The organism is Bacteroides sp. OM08-11 (assembly GCF_003438665.1).
Taxonomy (GTDB): Bacteria; Bacteroidota; Bacteroidia; order Bacteroidales; family Bacteroidaceae; genus Bacteroides; species Bacteroides cutis.
The window spans coordinates 576135-594335 of record NZ_QSTJ01000002.1 but is presented as its reverse complement, the minus strand read 5'-3'; the positions used below and the strand labels follow the sequence as shown (position 1 = coordinate 594335).

Below are 18201 nucleotides of genomic sequence, written 5' to 3'. Positions count from 1 at the left end.
TAGAAGTAAAATTTTATATCACTTCAAAAGTTAACCGATTATTGGCATAAAAAACTTTTTTACCTAGCCTTATATTCCTAATGTTTCCTGTATTTCAATTTTTTGTTCATCCATCAAATTCTTCAGATAAGCCTCATACAAATACTTACCTATAGAAGAATTCACAAGTTTCACAAGCTGTTCCATGATAAAGAATAGAGAAATCAGACTTAACGTCATCTACATTTTTATCGGATAAGTCACGGTCACTAAATTGGTCGATAGCCACCAATACCTCCATCATCTGTTTATTCTAAAAAGTATTGCCTACATAAACACGAAATGTCCACAATGAAAGACAGACAAATTACAGCACATTTAATTGACGAAAAATTTCTTTATTTAATTAGAAATACCTTATTTTGTACGATTTTATATTTTGGCATGAAAGACGATACCAACATTAATAAATAAAGTTATGAAGATTTCACACATTGAACATTTGGGCATTGCCGTAAAAAGCATTGAAGAGGCTCTGCCATACTACGAAAACGTATTAGGCTTGAAATGCTACAACATTGAAACTGTAGAGGATCAAAAAGTAAAAACCGCTTTTCTGAAAGTGGGTGACGTAAAGATCGAGTTGCTGGAACCGACTTCTCCCGAAAGCACCATTGCCAAATTTATCGAAAAAAACAATGGTAACGGTGGTATGCACCATCTGGCATTCGCTGTGGAAGATGGAGTAGCCAATGCGCTTGTTGAAGTGGAAGAAAAAGGTATACGCCTCATTGATAAAGCACCTCGTAAAGGTGCCGAGGGTTTAAACATCGCTTTCTTACATCCTAAATCAACTTTGGGTGTATTGACTGAACTTTGCGAAAAGCCGTAAACGACAGGTAATATTAATCGGAATAGTTAATAATTAAATCGGAAATAATAAGATGAGTAATCAACTTGAGAAAATTAAAGAGCTTATAGACCGCCGTACGGCAGCACGTCTGGGTGGTGGTGAAAAAGCGATAGCCAAGCAACACGAGAAAGGAAAATATACAGCTCGCGAACGTATAGCTATGCTTCTTGACGAAGGTAGTTTTGAAGAAATGGATATGTTCGTTGAACATAGGTGTACAAACTTTGGAATGGAAAAGAAACACTATCCCGGTGATGGTGTGGTTACCGGATGCGGTACTATCGGAGGACGTCTGGTTTACATTTTTGCTCAAGACTTCACTGTATCTGCTGGTTCTTTGTCAGAAACCATGTCCCTGAAGATTTGCCATATTATGGACAAAGCCATGAAGATGGGAGCGCCTTGTATTGGATTAAATGATTCAGGTGGTGCACGCATCCAGGAGGGTATCAATGCTTTAGCTGGTTATGCCGAGATTTTCCAACGTAACATTCTTGCTTCAGGTGTTATTCCGCAAATCTCTGGTATATTTGGTCCTTGTGCCGGTGGTGCCGTTTATTCTCCAGCTTTGACTGATTTCACATTGATGATGGAAGGAACTTCTTACATGTTCCTCACAGGCCCAAAAGTTGTGAAAACTGTAACGGGTGAAGACGTTAGCCAAGAAAACCTGGGTGGTGCAAGCGTTCACTCTACAAAATCAGGTGTCACTCATTTTACAGCTCAAACCGAAGAAGAAGGTTTAGCACTTATCCGTAAGTTGTTGGGTTACATTCCACAAAACAACCTAGAAGAGGCTCCATACACAGATTGTACAGACCCAATTGATCGTTTAGAAGATTCTCTGAACGATATTATTCCTGATAACCCGAATAAGCCTTACGATATGTACGAAGTTATCGGCGCTATCGTAGACAACGGTGAATTCCTCGAAATCCAGAAAGATTATTCCAAAAACATTATTATTGGTTTTGCACGTTTCAACGGTCAGTCCGTGGGTATTGTAGCCAACCAACCTAAATATTTGGCAGGTGTTTTGGACAGTAATGCATCACGTAAAGGTGCACGTTTTGTTCGTTTTTGCGATGCTTTCAATATTCCTATTGTGTCATTGGTAGATGTACCAGGATTCCTTCCGGGAACAGGTCAGGAATATAATGGTGTTATTCTGCACGGTGCCAAATTGTTGTATGCTTACGGTGAAGCTACCGTACCTAAAGTTACTATCACTTTACGCAAGTCCTACGGTGGTTCACACATCGTGATGAGCTGTAAGCAACTCCGTGGCGACATGAACTATGCATGGCCTACTGCTGAAATAGCTGTTATGGGTGGTGCAGGCGCTGTAGAAGTTCTGTACGCACGTGAAGCCAAAGAGCAAGAAAATCCAGCTCAGTTTTTGGCAGAAAAAGAGGCCGAATACACTAAGCTGTTCGCTAATCCTTACAATGCGGCTAAATATGGTTATATTGATGATGTCATTGAACCACGTAATACACGTTTCCGTATCATTCGTGCCTTGCAACAACTACAAACCAAGAAACTGACTAACCCGGCTAAAAAGCACGGAAATATTCCTCTTTAATTCAAAAACTTAAATTTATGAATAAAACAAAAATTGGAATATTCCTTTCATTGATGCTAGTGTTGGGGTTCTGTTCTTCTTGTGGAGAAAAGAAATCGAACGCCAAACTGTTGTTGAATGAAGTGCTAATCGATAATGAAAGTAACTTTCAGGATGACTACGGTGTACACAGCGCATGGATTGAAATATTCAATAAATCGTATGGTAGTGCCGACCTTGCAGGCTGCTATTTGAAGTTCAGTAGCCAACCTGGTGATACCGCTACATATTTCATCCCGAAAGGTGACGTACTGACATTGATAAAACCCCGTCAGCATGCATTGTTCTGGGCTGACGAGGAACCTAATCGTGGAACTTTCCATACCAATTTCAAGTTAGATACTTTGAATGCCAACTGGATTGGTTTGTATGACTCCGGTAAAAAATTGCTTGACCAGATAACAGTACCTGTCGGCTTATTAAAAGCTAATCAGTCTTATGCCCGTATCAGTGACGCATCCGAAGAATGGGAAGTAAAAGGAGAAAGTGCTGACAAATACGTTACCCCAAGTACCAACAACCAAACCATCAACAGTAATGCCAAGATGGAAAAGTTTGAGGAACATGATAGTGCCGGGATTGGTATGGCTATCTCTGCCATGAGTGTAGTATTCTGCGGATTGATTCTTCTTTATATCTCTTTCAAAATTGTGGGTAAAATATCTGTCAACCTCAGTAAGCGTAACGCCATGAGAGTAAAAGGTATCACTAATAAACAAGAAGCCAAAGAGAAACAATTAGGAGAAGCTCCGGGTGAAGTATTTGCCGCCATTGCAATGGCTATGCACGAGATGCAAAGCAATGTACACGATGTGGAAGACACAGTCCTTACTATTACTCGTGTAAAACGTAGCTATTCACCATGGAGTTCCAAAATTTACACATTGCGTGAAACTCCTCAGAGAAAGTAAAGTCACCCTTTAAAAAATAAAATGATGAAAGAATATAAATATAAAATTAACGGTAACGTATATAAGGTTACCATTGGAGATATTGAAGACAATATCGCTCACGTAGAAGTGAACGGTACTCCTTATAATGTTGAAATGGAAAAAGCTCCTAAAGTAGTTGTTAAACCTGTGGTACGTCCAGCGGTTACAGCTCCGGCAGTACCTCCAACTTCGGTAGTAAAACCGGCTACAGCCTCTACCGGAAAATCTGGTGTGAAGTCTCCATTGCCAGGTGTTATCCTTGATATCAAGGTTAATGTCGGTGATACCGTGAAAAAAGGTCAGGTCATCATCATTCTGGAAGCCATGAAAATGGAAAACAACATCAATGCCGATAAAGACGGAAAGATTACCGCCATCAATGTTAATAAAGGAGATTCTGTTCTCGAAGGTACCGACCTCGTAATTATTGAATAATATGGGAGAATTTATCACATTTTTAGGAAACAACCTTGCCGACTTTTGGACCTATACGGGCTTTGCCAATGCAACAGGCGGACACGTGATAATGCTTCTGGTAGGTTTGTTTTTCATATACTTGGCAGTTGCCAAGGAATTTGAACCGATGTTATTGATTCCGATCGGTTTCGGTATGTTGATCGGCAATATTCCTTTCAATATGGACGCCGGATTAAAAGTTGGTATCTATGAAGAAGGGTCTGTACTCAACATTTTATATCAAGGAGTGACTTCCGGTTGGTATCCTCCACTCATTTTTTTGGGTATCGGTGCCATGACGGATTTCTCCGCATTGATATCGAATCCCAAATTGATGTTGATCGGTGCAGCCGCACAGTTTGGTATTTTCGGTGCTTACATGACAGCTTTGGCTATCGGGTTCGATCCGATGCAAGCCGGTGCTATCGGTATCATCGGTGGTGCCGACGGTCCAACAGCTATCTTCCTTTCATCTAAGTTAGCTCCTAATCTGATGGGGGCCATCGCGGTATCGGCTTACTCATATATGGCCCTGGTACCAGTGATACAACCTCCTATCATGCGTCTGCTCACCACCAAGCACGAACGCCTTATTCGTATGAAACCGCCGCGTGTTGTTTCTCATACAGAAAAAGTAATGTTCCCGATAATCGGTTTGTTACTCACCTGTTTTCTCGTTCCGTCCGGTTTGCCCTTGCTTGGTATGTTATTCTTTGGTAATTTACTGAAAGAAAGTGGTGTAACCCGTCGTTTAGCAAATACAGCCAGTGGTCCACTAATTGATACAATCACAATTTTGCTAGGTCTTACAGTAGGTGCTTCGACCCAAGCATCTGAATTCTTGACTACAGATTCATTATGGATTTTCGGTTTGGGTGCCTTCTCGTTCATCGTTGCTACAGCTTCCGGTGTACTCTTCGTGAAGATATTCAACATCTTCCTGAAGAAAGGTAACAAGATTAATCCATTAATTGGTAATGCCGGTGTATCCGCCGTACCCGATTCCGCACGTATCTCTCAGATAGTAGGTTTGGAATATGATCCGACAAACTATCTGTTGATGCATGCTATGGGTCCAAATGTAGCAGGTGTTATCGGTTCTGCAGTAGCCGCCGGTATTTTGCTAGGATTCTTGATGTAATTCATTCTGAATTAAAAAATCTCAATATGAAACGCTCTTCTATTATGGAAGAGCGTTTTTTTATCCGTTAATCTATTTAAAAATACCTACGATAATTTCGTAAACACATTCTTTTTAGTAACTTGCACCCATATTAGCAATTCATTAAAGTTTATATGGCATGAAAAAACTTTTTATCTCTCTAGGATTATGTGTTTGCTGTTCTTTCCTGATAGCACAAAACACAAACCCAATTCAAGATGCAATGGTAAACTACGATTACGAAACCGCCTTATCACTTATTAATCAAGAAGAGCCTACCATCCCTTTGCTTTACCAAAAAGGGAGAGCCCTCAAAGGATTGGGCAACAACTTGGAAGCACTTGAAGTATTTCGAAAAATAGTAGTACAGGACTCTTTAAATCCACGTGCATACATTGAGGTAGCCGAATGTTATAAAAGCCTGGCTAAACAAAATCAAGCATTGGATTATTACCAAAAAGCACTCATCCTGAACCCTGACAACAAATATACACGTATTCAATATATCAACTTATTGCTAAATTTACAAAAATATCAGGAAGCATTGGGAGAAAGTAGTTTATTAACCGAAAAAGACAGTTCTGCCATCGCACTACATTTACAGGCACAAAGTTTTGAGGGAACCAATCAGCCACTTCCAGCTGCAGGTTGCTACTCAATCATTCAAGAAAAATATCCGGATGATTTTCTATCAGCAGCCAAACTAGGTAGTCTCTTTATAGGAGGGAAATATTATGATGAAGCAATCGAAACTACTGAAAAATACCGAAAGATAGACTCTACAAATATTGCCGTAAACCGTCAAAATGCGCTGGCTTACTGTTTGAAAAAAGACTACTCTACCGCTATACAACGCTATGAATATCTAGTAAACCAAGGAGACAGTTCATTCCATACCTGTTATTACTTAGGTATCAGTTATTATGCAAAAGAGAACTATTATGGTGCACATGACATGTTAGAGATAGCCAGAAAATATGACCCTCAAAATGTCAATCTATTATATTATCTGGGACGCTCTTGCGCCAAAACATCATGGAAGGAACAAGGGGTCGCTTATCTGCAAGATGCCATAGAACTTTCCGTACCTAAGGATAGTAGTATGATACGACTTTATATAGGAATGACAGACTGCTATAAAATGGCGTTCATGTTTAAAGAGCAGATACAATCCATTAAAGAACGTTATGAAAAATATGACCGGAACAATCATAAACTGCTTTACGACCTTGCTTTTGTCTACTATTATAGCTTAAAAGATACTCCAAATGCTATACGCAGCCTGGAAGCCTTCTTAAAAACACGTTCTTTACAGAACAAAGAACAGGAACCTGAAACAGATGATGCAGGAAATGTCATTCTAGGCACAACCAATTATTATAATGCCGCAGAAGCCTGGTTAAAAGATATCAGGGAACATAAAAAAACAGAAGACTTCTTCAAGGGTAAAGTACCTGAGAAAAAAAATAATCTTAAAGCTACCAACAGATAGTGAAAACGTTTGCATAAAGTATATAAATGATTATGACGGAGAAGGTTCAACTTTCTCCGTTATTTGTTTTACATTAGTACGAAATAAATAACCGAAAAGTTACTATCATGAAAAAGTCATTTTTTATTCTAGGAGTATTCCTACTTTCTCTTAGCACGTATGCAGCCATAAACATTAACAAGATCGACCCTCCGTTTTGGTATGCCGGTATGCATAATCCCGAGCTTCAACTAATGGTATATGGTGAAGGTATCGGCAATGCTTCGGTATCTGTTAACTATCCCGGTGTCTTCTTGAGCAGTACCGTCAAGTTGGAAAGCGATAATTATCTGTTGGTCTATCTAAAACTGGACAAAGACGTAAAGCCGGGTAAGATGACATTGACCTTTACACAAGGTAAAAAGAAACTGGTCAAAGAATATGAGTTGAAAATCCGCACAAAGAAAGGATGTGAACACAAAGGTTTCGATGCATCCGACGCACTTTATCTGTTAATGCCCGACCGCTTTGCCAATGGTAATCCAGAAAACGACCATATTGAAGGTATGATGGATAGTAAGGTGGATCGTAACAATCCTAATGCACGCCATGGTGGAGACTTAGCCGGTATTGAAAAGCATCTAGACTATTTTACAGACCTTGGTGTCACTGCTCTCTGGTTTACCCCGGTACTGGAAAATAATATGAGCGGAGGATCTTACCATGGATATGCCACTACCGATTATTACAAGGTAGACCCACGCTTCGGTACCAATGAAGAATATAAACTACTGATAGAGAAAGCTCATGCCCGTGACATTAAAATTGTAATGGATATGATTTTCAACCATTGTGGTGTAGACCACATTTGGATAAAAGATATGCCGAGTAAGGATTGGTTTAACAATCCTAACCATGAAACAAACTTTGTACAGACTTCTTTCAAATTGACTCCACATGTAGATCCATATGCATCAAAGTATGATTTTGACCAAATGAATAACGGTTGGTTTGTTACCGCTATGCCTGACCTTAACCAGAAGAACCCGCATGTATATCGTTATCTTGTCCAAAATAGTTTCTGGTGGATTGAATATGCCAATATAGATGGTATCCGCATGGATACATATCCATATGCCGACTATGATGCCATGAGTAACTGGATGAAGGAATTGAATGAGGAATATCCTAATTATAATACTGTAGGCGAAACCTGGGTAACCGAACCGGCTTATACAGCTTGGTGGCAAAAAGACTCTAAGTTGTCTGCCCCAAAGAACAGTAATCTGAAAACCGTAATGGACTTCAGCTTTTTCGATAAAATCAATACAGCCAAGAACGAACAGAGCGAAACTTGGTTCAAAGGACTTGATCGTGTATACAATAGTTTTGTATACGATTTCCTCTATCCTAACCCGGCTTCCGTATTGGCCTTCATCGAAAACCACGACACCGACCGTTTCCTTGGCGACGGTGATAATCTGCCAATGCTGAAACAAGCCTCCACCCTATTGCTTACTACCCGTCGTATTCCGCAACTCTATTATGGTACGGAAATCATGATGAACGGTGTAAAGAGTAAAAGTGACGGTTATGTACGCAAGGACTTCCCCGGTGGATGGGATGACGATAAAGAGACTGTTTTTACAGCTGCGGGACGTAGCAAATTACAAAATGATTGTTATAACTTCTACAAAACTCTTTTGAATTGGCGTAAAGGTAATGACGTTATTGCCAAAGGCAGTATGACGCAATTTATGGTACAAAACGGAGTATATGCTTATGCCAGACAATACGAAGGTAAAACTGTATTTGTAATGCTCAATGGAACAGACACTTCAACCACTGTATCTCTGAAGTTCTACAAAGAAATTTTGAAACATACCAAACAAGGAAAAGATATTCTAAGTGGCCAAATAATCACCTTTGGAAAAGAATTGAAGATGCAACCACGGGAATCCCTAGTAATTGAGCTTTAATAGTATCTTAACTCATAAGAAACAGCCCCTGCAATATCTGGTTATTGCAGGGGCTACTTTATTCAATTTAATCTGGTAACTTATTCAGCCAATTTATTATCTGAACCAAGCACGTTGATGATTTTATGCTTATACAGCTTCTCCATATTGTCACGAGCCGGCCCCAGATACTTACGCGGGTCAAATTCAGCCGGTTTCTCTGCAAATACCTTACGGACAGCAGCAGTCATAGCCAAACGAGAGTCTGAATCGATGTTAATCTTACAAACAGCAGACTTAGCAGCCTTACGCAACTGTTCTTCAGGAATACCTACAGCAGCCTCCAGTTTACCGCCATACTTATTAATTGTATCAACTTCTTCCTGAGGAACTGAAGACGATCCGTGAAGCACGATGGGGAATCCCGGAAGTTTCTCCATGACAGCATCCAATACAGCGAATTCCAATGGAGGAGGAACCAGACGACCGGTAGCAGGGTCTACGTGACATTGTTCCGGTTTGAACTTATATGCACCGTGAGAAGTACCGATAGAAATAGCCAAAGAATCGCAACCTGTACGAGTAGCAAAGTCAATCACTTCTTCAGGATTGGTATATGTATGGTGTTCTGCAGAAACTTCATCTTCTACACCGGCCAACACGCCAAGTTCACCCTCTACCGTTACATCAAATTGATGAGCATAGTCAACAACCTTCTTAGTCAAAGCAACGTTCTCTTCGTAAGGAAGATGTGAACCGTCGATCATTACCGATGAAAAGCCGGAGTCAATACAGCTTTTACATGTTTCAAAAGTATCTCCATGGTCAAGGTGAAGAACGATTTCAGGATGTTTACAACCCAATTCTTTTGCATATTCTACAGCACCCTGAGCCATGTAACGCAACAAAGTAGCATTAGCATACTGACGGGCACCCTTAGAAACTTGGAGGATAACCGGAGACTTTGTCTCTACGGCAGCCTTAATGATAGCCTGCATTTGTTCCATATTGTTGAAGTTGAATGCAGGGATTGCATATCCACCTTTAATAGCACGAGCAAACATCTCTCTTGTGTTTACAAGGCCTAAATCTTTGTAATTAACCATTTTGTTTAAAGTTTATTGTTAGTGAATAAAAATTCTACGCAAAAGTAAGCATAATCCTTTAAAAAGAAGGTCGGGAAAAGAATAAAATATCTATATTTATCTGTCAACGCTATTCTATTTTAAAGCTATTGACTATAATCAGCAGAATATTGTAATCTCTATATTACAAACTCTTTTTCATTTTCATGTCCCTCACTCATCTTTTACGTATTCATTTACAAAAACAAAAAACCGGAAAGCAAGTTTACTTTCCGGTAGCTATTTACACATTATTATATGTTCATTTTTTCATGATCACATATCTATTTTCTCAGATAAATGATTGTCGGCAAATGATCGCTATAACCATTCAACCATGTCCGCCCTCCATGTGTACGCAAAGGAGAACCTTTATACTTTCCATCTTGCTGTATAAGATAATCACGGATAAACACTTCATTATGATCATAGCGTAATCCTTTTTTTACTTTCAACAATGGTTTTGATATAACAATCTGGTCGAACAAATTCCATTTACCTCGATAAAGTAACGTTCCTACCCCTTTATCTTCCAACGTTTCCCACCAAGGGTTGTAAAATTCACCCTTTTTCACTTGCTTTACATACTTACGTGCACCCAACTCCTGCATGCTTTCATCCATAGGATCATCGTTCATATCCCCCATCACGATAAGCTTCAGTTTCTTATCTTTGCGCATCAACGAATCTTTCAACGCTTTCACTTGTTTGGCAGCATGTACGCGCACCGGTGATTGAGCCCCGCGTGAAGGCCAGTGATTGACTATAAAACAAACGCGCTCACCCGCCAACAGACCGTCTACAATCAGAAAGCCACGCGTCAAATGTACAGTATCCCCCTGATAAGGAGTTGAAAGTACCAGTTGGGAATTTGTTACAGTGAACTGTTCCGGATCATACAACAATGCACAGTCAATACCACGTTTATCGAGACCTTCATAATGAACGAATTTATAGTTGGAGATAGCTGATTGGCTCACCAAATCAGTCAATACATGACAGTTTTCAACTTCTGCGACACCAATCACGGCAGGACCTTCGGGTACTAAATTCCGCGAAAGAGAACTTAATACTTTAGAGAGATTTTGCAATTTTGCTTCATATTTCTTTGCTGTCCACTTATAACTTCCGTCCGGAAGAAATTCATAATCGTTCTTACCATTATCGTGAATAGTATCAAACAGGTTTTCAAGATTGTAAAAAGCGACACTGTACAAATTACGTTCGGAGTTCTGCGCTCCCAATGTTACCATACAAAGGCAGAAAAAGAATAAAATTAGTAGTTTCTTCATAAATCAACAAAATTAGTACGTTGCAAAAATCAGAAATAAAAAAGTATAAACCTATTTTTTTCTGAAACTTTTTTCTATTTCGGAGAAATACATTATCTTTGCACCCTGAAAAAGACCATTACACTATTTATTACCAAAATAGTAACAGAATATAAATTATAAACAAATATTGAAATGAAAAAAGGTATTCATCCTGAAAATTACCGTCCGGTAGTATTTAAAGATATGTCAAATGGTGACGTGTTCTTGTCTCGTTCTACTTGTAATACGAAAGAGACTATCGAATTCGAAGGTGAAACTTATCCGTTGGTAAAGTTGGAAATTTCTAGTACTTCTCACCCTTTCTACACTGGTAAGTCTAAATTGGTTGACACTGCCGGTCGTGTTGATAAGTTTATGAGCCGTTACGGTAACCGTAAGAAATAATTCGGTTTTCGATAACTGAAAAAAGGGAGTTTTTTGAAAGACTCCCTTTCTTATTTACATCGCCCATACTTCTGATTTACATACATTTATCACTTCAGTCATTAAGTTTACGGAACGGCGGTTTCACCACTACAGCTTTCAGTTTACGTCCACGCATATCGACAAAGATTTCAGTACCTACCTTACTATATTCAGGCTTCACATACCCCATTCCAATGCCAATCTTACGCGTAGGAGACATTGTACCGGAAGTAACGCCCCCAATAGACACACCCTCAGCATTATACAATTCATAGCCATGACGAGGGATACCACGGTCTATCATTTCAAAACCAACCAACTTACGTATTGTACCCGCAGCTTTCTGCTTCTCAAGCATCAACCGGTTAGTAAAATTCTTTCCATCCACAAACTTAGTTATCCATCCGAGTCCAGCTTCTATAGGCGAAGTAGTATCATCAAGATCATTGCCATAAAGACAAAATCCCATTTCAAGACGGAGCGTATCGCGAGCACCCAATCCGATAGGTTTAATACCGAACTCCGTTCCAGCTTCAAACACAGCATTCCATATTTTCATGGCTGCTTCAGGATAAAAATACAGTTCAAAACCGCCTGCCCCCGTATAACCTGTATTAGAAATTATCACATCCTTTTCACCTGCAAATTCACCATGCGTAAAAGTATAATATGGCATTTCAAACAAATTTATGGAAGTAAGTTTTTGCAAGGTAAGAATAGCTTTAGGTCCTTGTACTGCAAGCTGTGCCATACGATCGGAAGCATTCTCCAGTTCAGCACCGTCAATATTATGAGAAAGACACCAATTCCAGTCTTTTTCAATATTAGAGGCATTCACAACAAGGAGATATTTCTCCGGCTCATAATGATAGACAAGCAAATCATCTACTATACCACCGTCTTCATTAGGAAAACAAGTATATTGTACCTTTCCAGGAGTAAGAACCGCTACATTATTGGAAGTTATTTTCTGAAGGAACTCCAGCGCATGTGGTCCTTTCACCCAAAATTCGCCCATATGGGAAACATCAAAAACACCTACACTATGGCAAACCGTAAGATGTTCATCAATAATACCGGAATATTCGATAGGCATATTATAGCCTGCAAATTCGTGCATCTTAGCACCGAGTGAGATGTGCTTCTCTGTAAAGGGAGTGGTTTTCATGGTTATTATATTTTAAGTTTAAGAATTACAAAGAGGATTTAGCAGCAACCAGCTCAGCAATTTTAACAATAACTTTCATTGCTTTTTCCATGCTTTGGATGGGAACGAATTCATATCTTCCATGAAAGTTCAATCCACCGGCAAAAATATTGGGACAAGGCAATCCTTTAAAAGAAAGCTGGGCACCATCCGTACCACCACGAATAGCTTTTACATGAGGTTCTACTCCTACAGCTTCCATGGACTTGAAAGCAATATCAATAATATGCATCACCGGCTCAATCTTCTCACGCATATTGTAGTATTGATCACGGAGCTCAAGCAAGGCAGTGCCTTCACCGTATTCCGCATTGATTTTACGAACAAGATGTTCCATTTCTTTTTTACGCCCTTCAAAACGGGTACGATCATGATCGCGAATGATATAAGAGACAGTAGTTTGTTCCACACCACCAGTAATACCGACCAAATGGTAGAAGCCCTCATATCCTTCGGTATGTTCAGGTGTCTCGTGACTGGGCAACATGGCAATAAAACGATTGGCCAGACGAATAGAATTTATCATCTTATGCTTAGCATAACCCGGATGTACATTACGTCCCTTGATAGTAATTTTAGCAGCGGCAGCGTTGAAGTTCTCAAATTCCAGTTCACCTACTTCACCTCCGTCCATCGTATAGGCCCATTCACAACCAAACTTCGCGACATCAAATTTATGAGCACCTTCACCGATTTCTTCATCAGGATTGAAACCGATACGTATCTTTCCATGTTTAATTTCGGGATGTTCCTGCAAATAAACAATGGCCGAAACAATTTCAGCAATACCAGCTTTGTCATCGGCACCAAGTAGAGTTTTTCCATTAGTCACAATGAGATCTTCCCCTTTATGATCAAGCAATTCAGGAAATTGTGATGGAGAAAGGATAACTTTTTCTTCTGCACAAAGCACGATATCCTTACCATCATAATTTTCGACAATACGAGGCGATACATTTTTACCACTCATATCAGGACTTGTATCCATATGAGCAATAAAACCAATAGCAGGCACAGATTTATCCGTATTGGCAGGAAGGGTAGCAAACAAATAACCGTTCTCATCCAACGTTATATCTTCCAAATCTAAAGATGTCAATTCTTCTTTGAGATACTTGGCAAATAGCATTTGTCCGGGAGTACTTGGAGTAAGCCCTGTCAGTTCATCAGACTGGGTATCAAAACTTACATACTTTAAAAAACGTTCTACTAAAGTCATATTATTTACAATTTAACTATTTACAATCAAAATTGGTTCATTTTTATATTGCTGTAAAGGTAAAAAAAGGGGCGTGAATTGCCAAGCAATTCACGCCCCTTTTTATTCATAAACGACTATTTTGTCACTTAAAAATGACTGCTACCGTCAAAGCAATGTGTACAAAGCTTACATTTAGGCAAGCCGATAGCCTCAACCAATGTCTCCAAAGTATTGAATTTTAAAGAAGAAAGACCAAAACGTTCACGGATCACTTCTACCATCCGCTCATATTCAGGCGAACCGGTGGTAGCATATTTTTCAAGATTTTTATTCTCGTCACCTTCCAACTCTTTGATAACACGACGGGTTATCAATTCAAGATCACCCTTAGAAGCCGTAAAACCGACAAATGGACAACTGTATATCAACGGAGGACATGCAATACGAATATGTACCTCTTTGGCACCATATTCATAGAGTACTTTCACATTATCCCTTAACTGCGTACCACGTACAATAGAATCGTCACAAAACAGCAAACGCTTGCCTTCAAGCATAGCACGATTAGGTATAAGTTTCATCTTGGCTACCAACGAACGCATTTCCTGTTTGCTGGGGGTAAAACTACGGGGCCAAGTCGGCGTATATTTAGATATAGCACGATGATAAGGTACCCCCTTTCCTTCAGCATAACCTAGGGCCATACCTACACCGGAATCTGGAATGCCACAAGCACAATCCACTTCAGAATCATCACTCTGTCCCATTTTGTAACCCGAAGTAAAACGAACATCTTCTACATTCTTACCTTCATAACAAGACGTAGGAAAACCGTAATAAACCCACAAAAACGAGCAAATCTGCATTTCTTCATCAGGTTTACGTATCTGCTCCACCCCATCAGAACGCAAACGGACGATTTCACCCGGTCCCAAATAACGATCTATTTCATAACCAAGATTAGGAAAACTGCTTGACTCACTTGTTGCAGCATAAGCACCTTCTTTTTTACCAATAACAATAGGTGTACGTCCCCATTGATCACGAGCAGCTATAATACCATCTTCCGTAAGCAACAACATGGAACAAGACCCCTTGATATGCTTAAATACGTTTTCTATTCCTTCCACAAACGTCTTGCCTTGAATAAGGAGCAATGCGATAAGCTCTGTTTGATTAGTCTTTCCGGAACTTAATTCGGCAAAGTGCATATTCTGTGCTAACAAATCAGTTTCCAGTTCCTGCAAATTCACAATTTTAGCCACCGTCACGATAGCAAATCTACCCAAATGAGAGTTCAGAATAAGGGGTTGAGGATCTGTATCGCTGATAATTCCAATACCGGCATTTCCTTTGAACTTATCCAGTTCGTCTTCAAACTTTGTGCGGAAATAAGTACTTTCCAAATTATGGATGGAACGCGTAAATACTGCACTTACTGCATCGTATGTTGCTAATCCACCGCGTTTTGTCCCTAAATGCGAATTATAATCCGTGCCGTAAAACAAGTCTGCCACGCAACTTACCTTGGCGACTGTTCCGAAAAAACCTCCCATAAGTTCTTTGTGTTATTAGTTATTTTATTAACGAGTGCAAAGGTACAAAGAAGTTTCCATAAAAAACTCCCCATAGAACTAAAATCTGTGGGGAGCCAACTAATGCCTAATCAAAAACTCTTTTTACCTTGATCATTTCCATTTCTTCACAGTCCTTTTATCAGCAGGAGTAGCTTCAATCAAACTTAAAGCAAAACCACCGCTACGGGCTTCTCTTACAGACATCCTTGTTTTATGAGTCACAAGCCCTTTCTTTATTTGATAAGATGTAGGATTATCTTTGTAGTCTGCATCTTTACCATCTGCATATAAGGTAGCAACATACTGCTTACCCGGCTCAAGGAAATCAAGAGTAAAGTTGGCCACACGTGCATTCTCATCTGTAATACCACCCACGAACCAGTTACCGGTTCCCTTTGCTTTACGAGCTACGGTGATGTAGTCGCCAGGTTCTGCTTCAATATACTTACTATCATCCCAGTCTACAGCTACATCTTTAATGAACTGGAAAGCATCCATATGCTTCTCATAGTTTTCCACCAAATCAGCAGCCATCTGTAATGGGCTATAGAGAGTAACATATAGAGCCATTTGTTTGACAAGGGTCGTTTGTACCTGCCCGTGAGGTCTGTCACCCATAAAATCCAATTTCGTATCGAAAATACCCGGAGTATAGTCCATCGGGCCACCAATCAGGCGATTAAACGGCAGCAAAGTAGTATGGAACGGTTTACTGCCACCGAATGCTTCATATTCAGTGCCACGGGCAGATTCATTGCCAATCAGATTAGGAAATGTACGGCATAAACCAGTAGGACGTACAGCCTCATGTCCATTTACACAAATCTTGTAGTCAGCCGCTTTCTTCACTGCATAGAGATAGTGATTATTCATCCATTGTCCGTAATGATGTTCACCGCGAGGAATGATATCTCCCACATAACCACTCTTTACGGCATTATATCCATTATCCACCATGAACTGATAGGCTTTGTCTATGTGACGTTCATAATTGCGTACAGAAGAAGAAGTTTCATGGTGCATCATCAGTTTCACGCCTTTACTCTTAGCGTATGCATTCAACATCTTGACATCAAAATCGGGATAAGGAGTCACGAAATCGAATACATAATCTTTTGATTTTCCAAACCAATCTTCCCAGCCTTCGTTCCATCCTTCTACCAATACTTGGTCAAAACCGTGTTCGGCAGCAAAGTCAATATATCTCTTTACATTTTCATTATTAGCACCATGACGGCCATTGGGCTTGGTTTCCAAATAATCAGTCTCACCCAATTTAACGGAAGGCAAATCATCTGTATAAGCCCAAGTACTTTTACCTGCAATCATTTCCCACCAAACACCGACATATTTCACCGGTTTAATCCAAGAAACATCTTCATAGGCACAAGGCTCATTCAAGTTCAGAGTAATCTTAGAAGCAAGGATATCACGAGCATCATCGCTAACGATAACCGTACGCCACGGCGATTTACAAGGAGCTTGCAAATATCCCTTATCACCCACCGCATCAGGAGTAAGCCAAGACTCAAAAACAAAATTCTTATCATCCAAATTCAAGTGCATACAAGAATAATCAACCAAAGCAGCCTCGTGGAGATTGATATACAGACCATCGGCCGTTTTCATCTGCAAAGAAGTCTGAACCCCCGTAGGAGAGAATTGTGTCTGTGAAGAGTTTTCAGTAATAGCCCCTTTCATCAGGCCACGAATTTCAGATAATTTGGATTCAGTATAATCATATTCTTGAGTATCGTAATCGCCCGGTATCCAGAATGCCGTATGGTCACCGGTCATGGCAAACTGAGAATGTTCTTCCTTGATAACGAAGTAATTCAAGTTCTTTTGTAAAGGAAATTCATAACGGAAACCAAGTCCGTCATCAAAAAGACGAAAACGAATAATCATATTACGATCCTGAGCTTTTTGATTCAGAGTCACAGCCAGTTCATTGTAGTGATTACGGATTTTCTTAACTTCGCCCCATACCGGTTCCCACGTTTCATCAAGCGTAACGGTCTTGACATCAGCCAGAGTAAATCCATTCATCAGTCCCGGATCATTTTTCAGTTCCAGACCAAGTTTAGAAGGATTGATTACAGCTTTTCCTTTATAGAAAAGTGCATAGACAGGTTCGCCTTGATCGTTTACCGAAAAGTTCAGTTGAAGTTGTCCGTTGGGAGAGGTAATACTCTCTGCCATTGCCGTACTGCTTATAAACAATACAAGCAGAAAGCAGGCCAATTTAGTACAAATTACTTTCATGTTTTTCATGCTATGGTTTAAAATAATGTTCGTGATGCAAATATAAGTAGGAAAGAAACAATATCAGAAGTAATAAAGTGAAAAGATATCCGATTTGTCGGCAAACGTTTGCATAAGACATAAAAGTACAAAAAAAGGCTATCTATCACAGACAGCCAATCTTTTTGTTAACCTTAAATCTAATACTATGAAAAACACAATGCAAATGTACGAACTTTTGGAAAATCTCCAAATTTCAAGAAACAATAGCCTCGTCTTATAACATGGTTTAGCAAAACCATAAATAAGTTAACAATTAACATAATAAATAAAGGCTTTAACAAACACATTTTAATCACCGCTTCTTTTGATCAGACAACAAGACAAGCAACTCTCTATACAAACATAAACTGTATAAGATATAAAATCTGTTTAGAGGTAAGACAAACTTAGAACGAAGATTTCGTTTCCATAAATGAAATCTTCGTTCTAAGTTTATAAGAGTACGAAAGATACTCTATATAGGTACGAAAAACGTTTATATCGGTATTGAGTCAAAAGTTATATATTATAACTACCCACTGCTTAAAAAGTATCTTTAGCCAATTCACATT

At 39.5% G+C, this 18201-nt stretch carries 15 protein-coding genes; 8 read left to right on the top strand and 7 right to left on the bottom strand.

The annotated features are described in order from the left end of the window. Nucleotides 1–145: 145 nt before the first annotated feature. A complete protein-coding gene (locus DXC10_RS16295; RefSeq protein WP_158557822.1) occupies nt 146–283 on the bottom strand; it encodes a hypothetical protein in 138 nt (45 codons plus the stop codon). A 174-nt stretch (nt 284–457) separates the two neighbouring features. On the opposite strand from DXC10_RS16295, the gene mce reads away from it, so the two are divergent. The 7 genes from mce to DXC10_RS06220 all read left to right on the top strand — a co-directional run bounded on the left by mce (nt 458) and on the right by DXC10_RS06220 (nt 8516). After that, entirely contained in the window at nt 458–871 is a 414-nt protein-coding gene (mce, locus tag DXC10_RS06250; RefSeq protein WP_101543149.1) for a methylmalonyl-CoA epimerase, read from the top strand. Nucleotides 872–923: 52 nt separating this feature from the next. Then, on the top strand, nt 924–2477 hold the full coding sequence (locus tag DXC10_RS06245; RefSeq protein WP_101543148.1) for an acyl-CoA carboxylase subunit beta: 1554 nt from the start codon (nt 924–926) through the stop codon (nt 2475–2477). A gap of 17 nt (nt 2478–2494) precedes the next feature. Beyond that, nucleotides 2495–3427, top strand: coding sequence for an OadG family transporter subunit (locus DXC10_RS06240; protein ID WP_101543147.1), 933 nt, complete (start codon nt 2495–2497; stop codon nt 3425–3427). Between the two features lie 24 nt (nt 3428–3451). Beyond that, a complete protein-coding gene (locus tag DXC10_RS06235; RefSeq protein ID WP_101543448.1) occupies nt 3452–3883 on the top strand; it encodes a biotin/lipoyl-containing protein in 432 nt (143 codons plus the stop codon). 1 nt (nt 3884) lies between these two features. After that, nucleotides 3885–5045 (top strand): sodium ion-translocating decarboxylase subunit beta, encoded by a 1161-nt coding sequence (locus DXC10_RS06230; protein WP_101543146.1) that lies wholly within the window; start codon nt 3885–3887, stop codon nt 5043–5045. A gap of 160 nt (nt 5046–5205) precedes the next feature. After that, nucleotides 5206–6558 (top strand): tetratricopeptide repeat protein, encoded by a 1353-nt coding sequence (locus DXC10_RS06225; RefSeq protein ID WP_117737519.1) that lies wholly within the window; start codon nt 5206–5208, stop codon nt 6556–6558. A gap of 107 nt (nt 6559–6665) precedes the next feature. Then, nucleotides 6666–8516: a glycoside hydrolase family 13 protein gene (locus DXC10_RS06220; protein ID WP_117737518.1), complete on the top strand. Its 1851-nt coding sequence runs from the start codon at nt 6666–6668 to the stop codon at nt 8514–8516. An 80-nt stretch (nt 8517–8596) separates the two neighbouring features. On the opposite strand, the gene DXC10_RS06215 is transcribed toward DXC10_RS06220, so the two are convergent. After that, nucleotides 8597–9601, bottom strand: coding sequence for a class II fructose-bisphosphate aldolase (locus DXC10_RS06215; RefSeq protein ID WP_101543143.1), 1005 nt, complete (start codon nt 9599–9601; stop codon nt 8597–8599). A 302-nt stretch (nt 9602–9903) separates the two neighbouring features. Then, nucleotides 9904–10911 carry an endonuclease/exonuclease/phosphatase family protein gene (locus tag DXC10_RS06210; protein WP_117737517.1) on the bottom strand — a complete coding sequence of 336 codons (1008 nt, stop codon included), beginning with the start codon at nt 10909–10911 and terminating at the stop codon, nt 9904–9906. Between the two features lie 174 nt (nt 10912–11085). Between DXC10_RS06210 and DXC10_RS06205 the strand changes: the two genes are divergently transcribed. Continuing rightward, nucleotides 11086–11337, top strand: a complete 252-nt coding sequence (locus tag DXC10_RS06205; protein WP_005835945.1) for a type B 50S ribosomal protein L31 — start codon at nt 11086–11088, stop codon at nt 11335–11337. Nucleotides 11338–11431: 94 nt separating this feature from the next. On the opposite strand, the gene gcvT is transcribed toward DXC10_RS06205, so the two are convergent. The 4 genes from gcvT to DXC10_RS06185 form a co-directional block, all read right to left on the bottom strand. Beyond that, nucleotides 11432–12526, bottom strand: coding sequence for a glycine cleavage system aminomethyltransferase GcvT (gene gcvT / locus DXC10_RS06200; protein ID WP_101543141.1), 1095 nt, complete (start codon nt 12524–12526; stop codon nt 11432–11434). Nucleotides 12527–12551: 25 nt separating this feature from the next. Further along, nucleotides 12552–13784 (bottom strand): peptidase T, encoded by a 1233-nt coding sequence (gene pepT / locus DXC10_RS06195; protein WP_101543140.1) that lies wholly within the window; start codon nt 13782–13784, stop codon nt 12552–12554. Between the two features lie 128 nt (nt 13785–13912). Beyond that, nucleotides 13913–15322 (bottom strand): amidophosphoribosyltransferase, encoded by a 1410-nt coding sequence (locus DXC10_RS06190; protein ID WP_101543139.1) that lies wholly within the window; start codon nt 15320–15322, stop codon nt 13913–13915. A 132-nt stretch (nt 15323–15454) separates the two neighbouring features. Then, nucleotides 15455–17617: a glycoside hydrolase family 97 protein gene (locus tag DXC10_RS06185; protein WP_117737516.1), complete on the bottom strand. Its 2163-nt coding sequence runs from the start codon at nt 17615–17617 to the stop codon at nt 15455–15457. Nucleotides 17618–18201: the final 584 nt, after the last annotated feature.

Excerpts from the sequence above, each read along its gene's own strand:
- DXC10_RS06220 (WP_117737518.1), top strand. The coding sequence starts at position 6,666 with ATGAAAAAGTCATTTTTTATTCTAGGAGTATTCCTACTTTCTCTTAGC.
- gcvT (WP_101543141.1), bottom strand. The coding sequence starts at position 12,526 with ATGAAAACCACTCCCTTTACAGAGAAGCACATCTCACTCGGTGCTAAG.
- DXC10_RS06235 (WP_101543448.1), top strand. The coding sequence starts at position 3,452 with ATGAAAGAATATAAATATAAAATTAACGGTAACGTATATAAGGTTACC.
- DXC10_RS06210 (WP_117737517.1), bottom strand. The coding sequence starts at position 10,911 with ATGAAGAAACTACTAATTTTATTCTTTTTCTGCCTTTGTATGGTAACA.
- DXC10_RS06245 (WP_101543148.1), top strand. The coding sequence starts at position 924 with ATGAGTAATCAACTTGAGAAAATTAAAGAGCTTATAGACCGCCGTACG.
- DXC10_RS06225 (WP_117737519.1), top strand. The coding sequence starts at position 5,206 with ATGAAAAAACTTTTTATCTCTCTAGGATTATGTGTTTGCTGTTCTTTC.
- pepT (WP_101543140.1), bottom strand. The coding sequence starts at position 13,784 with ATGACTTTAGTAGAACGTTTTTTAAAGTATGTAAGTTTTGATACCCAG.
- DXC10_RS06230 (WP_101543146.1), top strand. The coding sequence starts at position 3,885 with ATGGGAGAATTTATCACATTTTTAGGAAACAACCTTGCCGACTTTTGG.
- DXC10_RS06215 (WP_101543143.1), bottom strand. The coding sequence starts at position 9,601 with ATGGTTAATTACAAAGATTTAGGCCTTGTAAACACAAGAGAGATGTTT.
- DXC10_RS06205 (WP_005835945.1), top strand. The coding sequence starts at position 11,086 with ATGAAAAAAGGTATTCATCCTGAAAATTACCGTCCGGTAGTATTTAAA.
- DXC10_RS06240 (WP_101543147.1), top strand. The coding sequence starts at position 2,495 with ATGAATAAAACAAAAATTGGAATATTCCTTTCATTGATGCTAGTGTTG.
- DXC10_RS16295 (WP_158557822.1), bottom strand. The coding sequence starts at position 283 with ATGATGGAGGTATTGGTGGCTATCGACCAATTTAGTGACCGTGACTTA.
- DXC10_RS06190 (WP_101543139.1), bottom strand. The coding sequence starts at position 15,322 with ATGGGAGGTTTTTTCGGAACAGTCGCCAAGGTAAGTTGCGTGGCAGAC.
- mce (WP_101543149.1), top strand. The coding sequence starts at position 458 with ATGAAGATTTCACACATTGAACATTTGGGCATTGCCGTAAAAAGCATT.
- DXC10_RS06185 (WP_117737516.1), bottom strand. The coding sequence starts at position 17,617 with ATGAAAAACATGAAAGTAATTTGTACTAAATTGGCCTGCTTTCTGCTT.